The organism is Dietzia sp. CQ4, assembly GCF_014145125.1.
Classification (GTDB): Bacteria; Actinomycetota; Actinomycetes; order Mycobacteriales; family Mycobacteriaceae; genus Dietzia; species Dietzia natronolimnaea.
Genome location: NZ_JAALDZ010000262.1, coordinates 1 through 11,407, shown reverse-complemented (window position 1 = coordinate 11,407; position 11,407 = coordinate 1). Strand labels below are relative to the sequence as shown.

Sequence of the window (11,407 nt, the reverse complement as noted above, 5' to 3'; positions counted from 1 at the left end):
GCGGTCAGGGCGTGCCCTCGCGTGACCAGATGCCGGAGGTGCCGCGCCGATGCGACTCCACCAGGTGCGTGTCGACCACCCCGATGGCCTCCATCAGGGCGAACACCGTCACCGGGCCCACGAAGCCGAAACCCCGTCGCTTGAGGTCCCGGGCGAGCGCCTCCGACTCCGGGGACCGGCTGGGCACCTCGCTCATGGTCCGGGGCTCCGGGGTGCGCTCCGGCCGGTAGGACCAGATCAACTCCCCGAGTCCGCCCTGCGCCCGGAGCGCGATCACCGCGCGCGCGTTGCCGATGGCCGCGTCGATCTTGCGCCGATTGCGCACGATCCGGGCGTCCGCCATGAGCCGGGTGACGTCGGGCTCCCCGAAGTCCGCGACCGCGTCGGGCGAGAACCCGGCGAACGCCTCGCGGAACGCCGGTCGCTTGCGCAGGATCGTCAGCCAGCTCAGGCCGGACTGGAAACCCTCCAGGACGAGCCGCTCGTAGAGGCCGGCCTCGTCGTGGACCGGCATCCCCCATTCGGTGTCGTAGTACTCCCGCAACAGGGGATCACGCGCCGCCCAGGGCGGCCGCATCAGACCGTCCTCGCACAGCACCGCGCCGCCGGTCTGATCCGTCTGGTCTTCCGCCATGTCTCCCCCTGCAGGTTCGTGGACCACCCTCCCCGGTGATCGCCGCCACCCTAGGATCCGGCTCCGACACGATCCGGCTGGGTCCGACACGATCCGGCTAGGACAGCCACCCGCTGAGCTGCACGATGCGCACCGCCGCCAGGAGCACGAGTGCCACACCCACGACGAGCGTGAGCAACCGGCCGGCGACGCGGCCGTAGACCAGGAACCTGTCGATCCTGCGGGTCGCCGCGGCGACACCGGACGAGTCGACCCTCGACAACGCGATGATCAGGCCAGTACTCGGCAGGATCGCGATGACCGCGAAGAACAGGATCTGCAGCAGCTTGGACCACCACGGCGTCTCGGCGAACGAGATGAGGACCATGCCCGCCGCGAACGGCGCCGAGGTCGCCGACTGGATGACACCCAGTGAGATGCCGGTGACCATGATGCCGAACCTCTGGAGCACGGTCTGGGTCAGCGGGGCCTCGACGCTGTCCTCCTTGGCCTCCGCGGGTCTGCGCAGTCCCAACACGGTGATCACCAGGCCGACCACGCCCAGGACCACCATCGCCCAGAGGTTGTAGAACAGGCTGCGCACGAACTCCTGGTTGTTGCCGATCACCCACACCGACACCAGCGAGAGCAGGACGATGCCGCAGAACGCTCCTCCGGTGAAACGGGCGGCGCGTGAGGCGAAGCCTCCCCCGCGGCCGGCGGCCGTGAGCCAGAGCCCGGCGATCACGGCGAAGGCCAGGAGGTTGACCGAGTCGACTGCCGCGAATCCCAGCAGGCTGAGGTAATACTGCACGACGGCACACACTACCGGCGAGGGCTCGGTGGGCGATCCCGGTAGTCGTCGACGTCGCGGTCACGGCGGGACTCGTCGTCGTCGCCCTTCATCCGGCCGGGACGGCCGAACACCGACCGGTCGCGCCGCAGGCGGGTGTCGATCCCCCGCACACTCCACCCGCGCATCGGCGCCGGGACGCGCCACTGCAGACGCCACGCCACCATCCGGAACGCGAACGCGAACGCGGACAACACCGCCGCGGCGACCGGGCCCCACGTGCCCGTCGAGACGGCCAGGGCCGTGAGCGCCGCGCCGGTGGCGGCGGGGATGACGTACAGGTCGGAACCGTTGAACACGGCGGGGATCTCGTTGGCCACCACATCGCGCATGAGTCCGCCGCCGACCGCGGTGATGACGCCGAGCAGGAGCGCCGAGGCGACCGGCATGCCGTGGTCCAGCGCCCGCGCGGTGCCGAAGGTACAGAACAGGCCGAGGCCGGCCGCGTCGAAGACGATGATCAGCGTCCGGACGCGGTGCAGGTGCGCGCCCAGCAGGTACACCACCGCGGCCGCGACGAACGGCGGCACCAGCAGGACCGGCTGCGCGAACGCGAGCGGGGTGACACCCAGCATCACATCGCGCAGGATGCCGCCGCCGAGACCGGCCAACAGGCCCAGGACCAGACCGCCGGTGATGTCGATGTTCTTCCGCGCGGCCAGGAGGTTGCCGGACAGGGCGAAGAAGAACACCCCCACGAGGTCGATCCACAGCAGCAGCGTCGAGGACTCCACGACCGTCCCCCCCTAGACCACAGCGTCCGCGGTGGAGCGGGCGTGGTGACGGCGACGGACGGAGCGGAACGTCCAGAGCTTGTTGACGACGAAGTTGATCGGCATCGTGATGAGGATCGTGAACAGCTGGCTCCAGTACTCCCGGGAGTGGATCCCCGCGTCCTCGTGGAACCACGGTTCGGGCAGGTAGAGCGGCGAGGTGGGGTTGGTGAAGGCCAGCTTGATGAAGATCCCCGCGGCCGCGGCCACCGATCCCACCAGCAGGAACGGCCAGAACTCCTGCATGACCGGCGCCTTGTGTCCCTTACCGAAGGTCCAGTGCCGGTTGAGCATGAAGTTGTAGACATTGGCCACCAGGAACGCCACGATCCACACCAGGGTCGTGAAGCGGAAGTTGTACTCCGTCCCCGAGAACGGGAACAGGATGTCCTGGGCGTTCTGGGTCCCGCCGTTGGCCCTGTTCATCAGGACCGTGACGATCATGTTGACGACCATCCCGGACCCGCCCACGATCCCGAACATGAGGAACTGTCGGGCGCTACGTCGATAACGACCTAGTTCGGACGGGGCCGGGTTCACAGCGAGCCAGTCTAGGCCCACAGGCCCCGACTAGCCCGCTCCGTGCCCCTCCGGGACCCGTTCGGACGGGTCGTCGATCGGCCCCGGGGCGGTGCCGGCACCGAACGGGCGGCCGCCCAGCTCCTCGCGGTGATGCCGGGAGAGGAGGCCCGCCAGGTCCGGCCCCTTGGGCACGATCCCGTTCGGGTTCACGTCGCGGTGGACGTGGTAATAGTGCTCCTTGATCTGAGGGAAGTCGCAGGTGTCCCCGAAGCCGGGCGTCTGGAACAGGTCGCGCAGGTAGCCCCACAGGGCCGGCATCTCGGTGATCTTGTTGCGGTTGGCCTTGAAGTGTCCGTGGTAGACCGCGTCGAACCGCACCAGGGTGGTGAACAGCCGGATGTCGGCGACGGTGATCGTGTCACCGGCGAGGTACCGACGGGTGGTCAACCGCTCCTCGAGCCTGTCCAGCGAGGCCCAGAGCTCGTCGTAGGCCTGCTCGTACGCGCCCTGCTCGGCCGCGAACCCGCTGCGGTACACGCCGTTGTTGACGGTCGGGTAGATCCACGAGTCCAACTCGTCGATCTCGTCGCGGTGCTCGTCGGGGTACAGGTCCGGGGCGCCGTCGCGGTGGAACGCCGACCATTCCGTGAGCAGATCGAAGTTGAGCTTCTGGTAGGCGTTGGTCACCACCGACCCGGTGGGCAGGTCGACGAGGGCCGGGACCGTGATGCCGCGCGGGTAGTCGGGGATCCGGTTGAAGTACGCCTCCTGGAGCCGGTGCATCCCCGTGACCGGGTCCTTGCCGTCGGGGTCGAGGTCGAAGACCCAGGAGTTGACGTCGTGGGTCGGTCCGGCCAGTCCCATGGAGATGGCGCCCTCCAGGCCCATCAGGCGGCGGACGATGATCGAGCGGCTGGCCCAGGGGCAGGCCCGGGCCGCCATCAGGCGGTATCGGCCGGCCTCGACGGGCCACCGCATCTCGCCGATCTTCTCCCCGACCGGATCCGATCCCGGCGGGAGATCCGCCACGACCCGATCGTTGATGTAGGTGGCGTCGCGGACGAACTCACCGTCCTCCGAGGCGTTCTTGGCTGCGATGAACTCGGTGTCGTCTGCCATGGGGTCTCCTACGGTCGTCGTCGCGGCCAGTGGTTGATGCATCACCAATATAGCGGGTCGGCGGCCCCCGCGCCAGCACATCCGGGTGATCCGGGGCGCCCGGTGTGCCACGCTGGCCGCATGGACTCCGCGCACGTCGACGACGTTCCCACCCGCTACGCCGAGTTCGCCGAGTTCGAGGTCCGCGGCCGCACCCCGGTCTACCTGGCGTGGGCCCGGGGGATCGCCGAGGACCCCGCGACGTGCGAGCTCATCGGGAGCCTGCCCCGGATCAAGCGACAGCCCGCACTGGTCTTCGCCTCCGCCCGGCACGCCGGCGCGCCCGAGACCGAGGACTACCCGGTGTTCCGGGAGTTCGTCCACGACCACTGGACGCAGATCGAACGGATCGCCCTCACCCACTCCACGCAGACCAACGAGGCCAAGCGGTGCGCGGTCCTCCTGCCGTTCCTCTCCCTGCTCCCGGGCCCGCTCTCGCTCGTGGAGATGGGAGCCTCCGCCGGCCTGTGCCTCTACCCGGACCGGTACGCCTACCGGTACGCGCTCGACGGCGGCTCCACCCACGAGCTGCGACCGGCGGGATCGGATACGGCCGCCCCGGCCGCCGGCACACCGGTCCTCGACTGCGCCCTGCGCGACGGCGTCCCCCGCCCGCGGTCCCTGCCCGACGTCGTCCACCGTGGCGGGGTCGACCTGGCCCCTATCGACCCCGCCCACGCGGACTCGCGTGCCTGGCTGCGCAGCCTGATCTGGCCCGGACAGCAGTCCGAGCGCGTGCCCCGCCTGGACGCCGCGCTCGACATCGCCGCCGCCGACCCGCCTCGGATCATCACGGGGGACCTGGTGGAGAAGCTGGAGGACTCCGTGGCCGCGTGCCCCGCGGGGTCCACGCCGGTGGTGTTCCACACCGCGGTGCTCGGGTACCTCGAGCCCCAGGCCCGCGCCGAGTTCGTCCGCCGGGTCACCGATCTCTGCCGGGACGCGGGCGCGGTGTGGATCTCCGTGGAGGGGGTGACCCTCCTGCCCGACGTCGCCGAGCAGGTCCCGGAACCGATCCGGCGCCACAAGGGCATCTTCGTCGTCGCCGTCAACGGGCGACCCCTGGCCACGGCGCACGGCCACGGCGACTGGGTCCGCGCGCTCGACATGCCCTGAAGGCCGGATCGGGGCGGGGCTGGTCGGATCGGGGCGGGTCGGATCGGGACTGGTCGGATCGGCCGATTCAGTCGAACGGCCACCCGCGGCGCATCGACTGGTCGGACCCCGGCTCGATGAGGTACTCGGTCCCGAACGTCGCCGCGTAGACGTTCTCCGGCAGGGCCAGCATCATGCCGATGTCGCTGGTCTGGCTGGCGTGGCACTCCATGGCGCGACGCTTGAGCTCCACGACGTCCGCGGGCAGGTCGATCGCCCACGCGATCTCCGACTGCGGGACCCCGACCGGCAGCCCGTCGTCCCCGGTGAGGATCATCCGGCGCAGTTCCTCCACGTCCATGCCGCCGGACGCGAACGCCGCCAGGAACTCCGCCGCCTCGGGGCTGTCGAGCATCTCGAGCTGGGCGTCCTGATTGGTCGTGGCCTCCAACAACCGCGGGCGACGGGCCGCCGACTCCACCGCGCGGCGGGCGATGCGGTGGACGGCCAGGTGATCCGGGTGCCCGTAGTTCCCGTGGTGGTCGTACCCCACCAGGACGTCGGCATCCTCTCTGTCGAGGATCCGGGCGAGTCGCCCGGCCGCCTCGTCGGTGTCGGCGCCGTGCAGGCTCAGCGGATCGTCGTTCTGGGCCCAACCGGTCATCCCCGAGTCCCGGTACCCCAGCCAGTCGATCCGGGCGACACCCAGTACCGCTGCCGCGGCCCGGGCCTCACCGCGCCGGTGGTCGACCAGGTCGCCGTCGGGCCCGAGGTGGTCGGGTCGCTGGCCGTGGTCGCCGTCGGTGGCGAAGACCGTGACGACGCGGTGACCACCGCGCGAGGCGAGGGCCATCATCCCGGCGGTCTGCGAGGTCTCGTCGTCGGGGTGGGCGTGGAGGAACACGATCGTGGACACCCGACCAGTGTGCCCTCCCGCCCGGCCGGGTGTGCGACCGGAACGGACCGAAACCGACGCGCGACCCCCCACGCACGACTCCCCGGTCGACACCGCTCCGGGTGGAGCGGGTCCGGCCGGGGAGGGCGCGGGTGGTGCGTGTGGGGCCTACTTCTCGCGCACGACCGATCCGTCGTCCTGCAGGCGCAGGAGCGGGTAGATGCCGTTCTCGTCGTGGTTCTCGTCGCCGACGACCGGGGGGTTGAAGACGCAGAGCATCTGCATCTCCTCCTCCACGATGACCTGATGCTTCTCGTGACCGTCGAGCAGGTACATCGAACCCGCCTCGAGCGGGTACTCCTTGTCGTTCGTGAGGTCCCGCAACGTGCCCTTGCCCCGGGTCAACCAGACGGCCTCGATGTGGTTGGCGTAGTGGAAGTCGTTGGTCGTTCCGGCGGCGATGGTGGTCTCGTGGAACGAGAACCCCACCCGGTCGTCGGCCAGGACGATGCGCTTGGACTCCCAGTTGCCGTTGTTGCCCTTGATGTGGCGGTCGGTGTCGGTGATCTCTGCGGTGGTGCGAACGATCATGTGGTGCCTCCTCGGGGAAGGTGTGGTGGTCCGGGCGGGCTCAGAGGTACTGCTGGGCGAGGACGTGGTCGACGGCCTCGTAGCAGATCTCGATTCCGCGGTCGCGCTCCTCGTCGGTCAGGATGAGCGGGGCGAGGAACTTGACGACCTCGTCGCTCGGGCCGGCGGTCTCGACCAGCATCTTGTTGTCGAAGCAGCGGGCCATGACCTCTGCGGCCAGCTCCGGCTTCTCCAGGAAGGCGATACCGAAGGCCATGCCGCGGCCGCGGAGCTCGAGCTTGCCCTCGTACTTGTAGACCAGCGGGGAGAAGCGCTCGCGGAGGATCCGGCCGTTCTCGAGCGTGCGGTTCTGCAGCTTGTCGTCCGACCAGTACTTCCGCAGCGCCACCTCGGCGGTGACGAACGCCATGTTGTTGCCGCGGAACGTCCCGTTGTGCTCGCCCGGGGTCCACTCGTCGAGCTCGCGGTTGAACAGGGTGATCGCCAGCGGCAGGCCGTAGCCGCCGATCGACTTGGACAGGGTGACGATGTCCGGCTTGATGCCGGCGAACTCGAACGAGAAGAACTCGCCGGTGCGGCCGCAGCCCATCTGGACGTCGTCGACGATGAGCAGGATCTCGTGTCGCTTGCACAGCTCGTCGAGGGCCTTCAGCCACTCGGCGCGTGCCGCGTTGATACCGCCCTCGCCCTGGACGCACTCGACGATCACGGCCGCCGGGCGGTTCATGCCCGAACCGGAGTCGACCAGCACGCGCTCCATCCACTGGAAGTCCTCGGTCACGCCGCCGAAGTAGTTGTCGTACGGCATCGGCGTGGCGTGGACCAACGGGATCCCGGCACCGGCGCGCTTCATGGAGTTACCCGTGACGGACAGCGACCCGAGGGTCATGCCGTGGAACGAGTTGGTGAAGTTGATGATGGCCTCGCGGCCGGTGACCTTGCGGGCCAGCTTGAGCGCCGACTCGACGGCGTTCGTCCCGGTCGGCCCGGGGAACATCACCTTGTAGTCCAACCCCCGTGGCTCGAGGATCGTCGAGGTGAAGGTCTCGAGGAAGGCGCGCTTGGCGACGGTGTACTTGTCGAGCGAGTGGGTGACGCCGTCGCGCTGGATGTACTCGAGCAGCGCGCTCTTCATGTCGTCGTCGTTGTGGCCGTAGTTCAGCGCGCCGGCGCCACCGAAGAAGTCCAGGTAGTCGTCCCCGTCGACGGTCGTGAGCTTCGCACCCTTCGCGGTGTCGAACACCACCGGCCAGTTGCGGGAATAGCTGCGGACCTCGGATTCGCGGTCGGAGAAGATCGAGGTGTCCAGATTGGCGTCGTGCGTGGCTTCGGTCATGGTGGTGATCACTCCATCAACAATGGTGTCGGGCGGCGGCGGCGGACGGATGCGTCCGGGCGCCCTGTTAGGAAATCGTGTAGAGATCTTCGGGTTCGTGCCCGTCGCCGAGCAGTTCGGCGCCGAGGTAGTCCTCGCTGGACAACGTCATGCCCCGATCGCGCGCGACGGCGCCGAAAGTGCGCTGGGACGCCTCGTTGTCCGGGCTGATGGTGGTGCGCAGGCGGACCACGCCGCGCTCGGCGAGCCGGTCCATGAGGTTGTGGAGCAACCGTGCGGCCAGACCCTTACCGCGCTGGTCCGCGTCGACGCCCACCTGCCAGACGAAGATCGTGTCCGGCTCCGAGGGGCGCAGGAATCCGGTGACGAAGCCGACCACGCGGCCCTCGACCTCGACGACCACCGAACTCTCGGAGAATTCCGCTCCCCACAACACGTAGGCATAGGAGGAGTTCAGGTCGAGTACTCCGCTGTCGCGGGCGATCTCCCACATGCGATTTCCATCTGCCGCCGTGGGCGGGCGGAAAACCGCGTCGGACGAATCAGGGTTACGGGGTGCTTCTCGTTCTCCTGGGTTCATAGGTACTCACCACCGTAATGACGTGGACCGGTTGCCGCATCTACCTTCGCCGGATCGTTACCCGATTGCCGGGCGAGTCCGCAGGTGACCGCCGTGCAGTGACGTCTGTCACCCGGTGCGGCCCCGTCCGTGGTCGCGATGGTCTTCCTTACCGGGCCGGAGCCTGGGAGAATATTTTCATGGACCACAACCCGATCACCGAATTCGACGAGGGCCGCTCACTCGAGTTGCTGGCGACCGAGTCGCTCGGCCGTCTGATCACCGTCTCGGGCGGGCGGGCCGACATCTTCCCCGTCAACTACGCGCTGTCGACGGAGGGCAGGATCTTCTTCCGCACGGCGGAGGGCAGCAAGCTCGCCGGCCTCACCGTTCACCCCGACGTGGTCTTCCAGGTCGACCACATCCAGGACGAGGAGGCGTGGTCGGTGGTCGTCCGGGGCGAAGCGCGACGGCTCGACAGCTTCGCTGAGATCAACCGCGCCGAGGAACTCGACCTCAAGCCGTGGATCCCCACGCTCAAGTACAACTTCGTGGAGATCACACCGGAGCAGATCTCGGGCCGCGGCTTCACCTTCGGCGAGGAGCCGGAACGCTACACCGGTTAACCGTGAGGTCCGGGGGGGCGGTCAGTCGGCGTGACCTGTCCCCTGTTCGGACAGCTCGGCCCACAGCCGTCTCACGCGGGCGTCGATGTCGTCGCGGATCAGTGCCATCCGCTCCGCACCCTCGATTCCCCGCTCGCTCGGTTCATCGGTCTCCCAGACGTCGATGGCCGAGCGCATCCCGTCGACGGGCTCGAGCCGTGCGGCCGTCCCGAGTACGACGACGCGGTCCGCGCGGCGCATGATGTCGTGATCCACCGCCGCCGCGGTGCCGCCCGACATGTCGGCGCCGAGCTCGGCGAGCGCGACCACGGCCTCTGCGTTGGGGGACTGCCCCAGCGCGGGTCGCGTACCGGCCGAGTGGACCTCCACCGCGTCCCCCGCCGCGTGACGCAGCAGCGCCTCCGCCATCTGGGACTTGCCACGATTGGACTTGCACACGAACAGGACCGTGGGGCGCGCCGGAGCGTGGTGCGTCATCGAGCACCATGCTCAGGCGAGCGGCCGGAGGCCGACATGTCCTGGTGGATCGCGTTCGGGACCGTCGGGTCACCCTTGAACAGACGCTTGCCCGCCCACAGGCTCACGTACACGAGCGCGATGAGCACGGGCACCTCGATGAGCGGCCCGACCACCCCTGCCAACGCCTGGCCGGACGCCACTCCCCAGGTGCCGATGCTCACGGCGATCGCGAGTTCGAAGTTGTTGCCCGCGGCGGTGAAGGCGACCGCGGTGGACTTGGCGTAGTTCAGGCCTGAAGCACGGGCGGCGAGCAGGCTCCCGCCGAACATGAGGATGAAGTAGGCCAGCAGGGGCAGCGCGATCCGCGCCACGTCGAGAGGCCGTCCGATGATGGTGTCGCCCTGGAACGCGAAGAGCACGACGATGGTGAACAGCAGGCCGTACAGCGCCCACGGACCGATCTTGGGCAGGAAGGACTCCTCGTACCACTGCCGCCCCTTGGCCTTCTCGCCGAAGTGCCGGGTGAGGAACCCGGCCAGCAGCGGGATACCGAGGAACACGAGGACACTCAGCGCGATCGCCCATACCGAGAACCCGGCGGTGGTGGTCTCCAGCCCCAGCCAGCCCGGGAGGACCTGGAGGTAGAACCATCCCAGGCCCGCGAACGCGATCACCTGGAACACCGAGTTGATCGCGACGAGCACCGCCGCAGCCTCCCGGTCGCCGCATGCGAGGTCGTTCCAGATGAACACCATCGCGATGCAGCGGGCCAGGCCGACCACGATCAGGCCGGTACGGTACTCGGGGAGGTCCGGCAGCATCAGCCAGGCCAGCGTGAACATCAGCGCGGGACCGACCAGCCAGTTCAGTGCGAGGGACAGCAGGAGAAGCCTGCGGTCCCCGGTGACGCGACGCGTCTCGTCGTAGCGGACCTTGGCCAGGACGGGGTACATCATCACCAGCAGACCGACCGCGATGGGGACCGAGACTCCTCCGACCTCGACCGCCTCCAGCGCCTCGGCGATACCGGGCACCAGACGCCCGAGCAGGAGCCCGAGAGCCATGGCCGCGAGGATCCACACGGCCAGGTAACGGTCGAGGAAGGACATCCGCGCGGCGACCGGGGCGTCGGGATCGGCGGGGGAAGGGGGGCCGGCGGTCGCCGATACCTGGGTGCTCATGCGCCCAACCCTAGGCAATCCATCGATGTCGGTCAATGTATGACGCACGCCACCGGGTTGTGCGAGCTCAGAACGGTGGCGGGTGGAGGATCTCGTCGAGGAGCTGGTGAACCTGCTCCTCGGCACGGCCGACCACCGGTTTGTTGCGATCCCACCAGCGACCGATGGGAGGCCTGGTGCCATCAGGATTCGCGCGATCGGGGCCGGAGCGGTCGGCCCGGGCGCGTTCTGCGCGGTGGCGGGCGGCACGGCGGGCCCAGTAGGTGGGCTCGGACAGCAGGTCGCCGTCCGCGGTGTCCGGCTCGGGGTTGCGGGCCTGCTGGACGTCCCAGGCGTCCTGTTCGGCTCGGGCCTGTTCGCGCCTGTACGCGGCCAAAGGGCCGGAGGGCCTGGTGAGCATGGTGGAGCCGTCCGGAGTGACGACGACGAGCGTGCCGTCTGGCGCCAGGTCGTAGATCCACCCGGAGAAGGTCTTGAATCGGTGATGGCGCCGACACAAGCACATCAGGTTGCACTCGGTGGTGTGTCCGCCCCGCTGCGGGTCGGCGTGGTCGAAGGGCCGACAGTGATCGATATCGCAGTTGTCCGCCGAGACGGTGCATCCCGGGTGCCGGCAGGTGCCGTCGCGAAGGCGGATGCGGCGGGCCAGGGCGGCGCCGGGCCGGTAGGTCAGGGCACGGCGGGCGTCGTCGGCGGCGCCGATGGCGGGGTCGACGTGTTCGAGGCTGGCCCCGTCGCTGGCGGCG

14 protein-coding genes are annotated in these 11,407 nt (G+C 69.1%); 2 read left to right on the top strand and 12 right to left on the bottom strand.

Annotated features, from left to right (window positions below; genetic code table 11):
* Positions 1-4: 4 nt before the first annotated feature.
* The 5 genes from G6031_RS14240 to G6031_RS14220 form a co-directional block, all read right to left on the bottom strand.
* Positions 5-634 (bottom strand): DNA-3-methyladenine glycosylase I, encoded by a 630-nt coding sequence (locus G6031_RS14240; RefSeq protein ID WP_182639323.1) that lies wholly within the window; start codon positions 632-634, stop codon positions 5-7.
* Positions 635-731: 97 nt separating this feature from the next.
* Positions 732-1,427 (bottom strand): hypothetical protein, encoded by a 696-nt coding sequence (locus G6031_RS14235; protein ID WP_182639324.1) that lies wholly within the window; start codon positions 1,425-1,427, stop codon positions 732-734.
* An 11-nt stretch (positions 1,428-1,438) separates the two neighbouring features.
* Entirely contained in the window at positions 1,439-2,200 is a 762-nt protein-coding gene (locus G6031_RS14230) for a TRIC cation channel family protein (RefSeq protein WP_182639325.1), read from the bottom strand.
* Positions 2,201-2,212: 12 nt separating this feature from the next.
* Entirely contained in the window at positions 2,213-2,779 is a 567-nt protein-coding gene (locus G6031_RS14225; RefSeq protein ID WP_347237828.1) for a GtrA family protein, read from the bottom strand.
* A 30-nt stretch (positions 2,780-2,809) separates the two neighbouring features.
* Positions 2,810-3,880 (bottom strand): glutathione S-transferase C-terminal domain-containing protein, encoded by a 1,071-nt coding sequence (locus G6031_RS14220; RefSeq protein WP_182639326.1) that lies wholly within the window; start codon positions 3,878-3,880, stop codon positions 2,810-2,812.
* Positions 3,881-4,000: 120 nt separating this feature from the next.
* Here G6031_RS14220 and G6031_RS14215 point away from each other — a divergent pair, with 120 nt between their 5' ends.
* A complete protein-coding gene (locus G6031_RS14215) occupies positions 4,001-5,035 on the top strand; it encodes a DUF2332 domain-containing protein (protein ID WP_182653599.1) in 1,035 nt (344 codons plus the stop codon).
* A gap of 67 nt (positions 5,036-5,102) precedes the next feature.
* Here G6031_RS14215 and G6031_RS14210 read toward each other — a convergent pair whose 3' ends face one another.
* The 4 genes from G6031_RS14210 to ectA all read right to left on the bottom strand — a co-directional run bounded on the left by G6031_RS14210 (position 5,103) and on the right by ectA (position 8,416).
* Positions 5,103-5,930: a PIG-L family deacetylase gene (locus G6031_RS14210; protein ID WP_182639330.1), complete on the bottom strand. Its 828-nt coding sequence runs from the start codon at positions 5,928-5,930 to the stop codon at positions 5,103-5,105.
* Between the two features lie 147 nt (positions 5,931-6,077).
* Positions 6,078-6,500, bottom strand: a complete 423-nt coding sequence (locus G6031_RS14205) for an ectoine synthase (protein WP_179523620.1) — start codon at positions 6,498-6,500, stop codon at positions 6,078-6,080.
* A 40-nt stretch (positions 6,501-6,540) separates the two neighbouring features.
* Entirely contained in the window at positions 6,541-7,836 is a 1,296-nt protein-coding gene (gene ectB / locus G6031_RS14200) for a diaminobutyrate--2-oxoglutarate transaminase (protein WP_179523621.1), read from the bottom strand.
* Positions 7,837-7,903: 67 nt separating this feature from the next.
* Positions 7,904-8,416, bottom strand: coding sequence for a diaminobutyrate acetyltransferase (gene ectA, locus G6031_RS14195; RefSeq protein ID WP_179523622.1), 513 nt, complete (start codon positions 8,414-8,416; stop codon positions 7,904-7,906).
* A gap of 179 nt (positions 8,417-8,595) precedes the next feature.
* Here ectA and G6031_RS14190 point away from each other — a divergent pair, with 179 nt between their 5' ends.
* Positions 8,596-9,021, top strand: coding sequence for a pyridoxamine 5'-phosphate oxidase family protein (locus G6031_RS14190; RefSeq protein WP_179523623.1), 426 nt, complete (start codon positions 8,596-8,598; stop codon positions 9,019-9,021).
* Positions 9,022-9,042: 21 nt separating this feature from the next.
* On the opposite strand, the gene G6031_RS14185 is transcribed toward G6031_RS14190, so the two are convergent.
* From G6031_RS14185 to G6031_RS14175, 3 genes are all read right to left on the bottom strand, one after another.
* On the bottom strand, positions 9,043-9,498 hold the full coding sequence (locus G6031_RS14185; RefSeq protein WP_182610111.1) for a low molecular weight phosphatase family protein: 456 nt from the start codon (positions 9,496-9,498) through the stop codon (positions 9,043-9,045).
* On the bottom strand, positions 9,495-10,589 hold the full coding sequence (gene arsB / locus G6031_RS14180; RefSeq protein WP_241731091.1) for an ACR3 family arsenite efflux transporter: 1,095 nt from the start codon (positions 10,587-10,589) through the stop codon (positions 9,495-9,497). Before arsB ends, G6031_RS14185 begins: the two co-directional genes overlap by 4 nt.
* A 139-nt stretch (positions 10,590-10,728) precedes the next feature.
* The coding region (locus tag G6031_RS14175) for an HNH endonuclease signature motif containing protein (RefSeq protein WP_182653598.1) at positions 10,729-11,407 on the bottom strand (679 nt) is incomplete at its 5' end.

Coding starts and splice junctions, on each gene's coding strand:
- G6031_RS14240 (WP_182639323.1), bottom strand. CDS start 634: ATGGCGGAAGACCAGACGGATCAGACCGGCGGCGCGGTGCTGTGCGAG.
- G6031_RS14220 (WP_182639326.1), bottom strand. CDS start 3,880: ATGGCAGACGACACCGAGTTCATCGCAGCCAAGAACGCCTCGGAGGAC.
- G6031_RS14215 (WP_182653599.1), top strand. CDS start 4,001: ATGGACTCCGCGCACGTCGACGACGTTCCCACCCGCTACGCCGAGTTC.
- G6031_RS14205 (WP_179523620.1), bottom strand. CDS start 6,500: ATGATCGTTCGCACCACCGCAGAGATCACCGACACCGACCGCCACATC.
- ectB (WP_179523621.1), bottom strand. CDS start 7,836: ATGACCGAAGCCACGCACGACGCCAATCTGGACACCTCGATCTTCTCC.
- ectA (WP_179523622.1), bottom strand. CDS start 8,416: ATGAACCCAGGAGAACGAGAAGCACCCCGTAACCCTGATTCGTCCGAC.
- G6031_RS14190 (WP_179523623.1), top strand. CDS start 8,596: ATGGACCACAACCCGATCACCGAATTCGACGAGGGCCGCTCACTCGAG.
- G6031_RS14185 (WP_182610111.1), bottom strand. CDS start 9,498: ATGACGCACCACGCTCCGGCGCGCCCCACGGTCCTGTTCGTGTGCAAG.
- arsB (WP_241731091.1), bottom strand. CDS start 10,589: ATGTCCTTCCTCGACCGTTACCTGGCCGTGTGGATCCTCGCGGCCATG.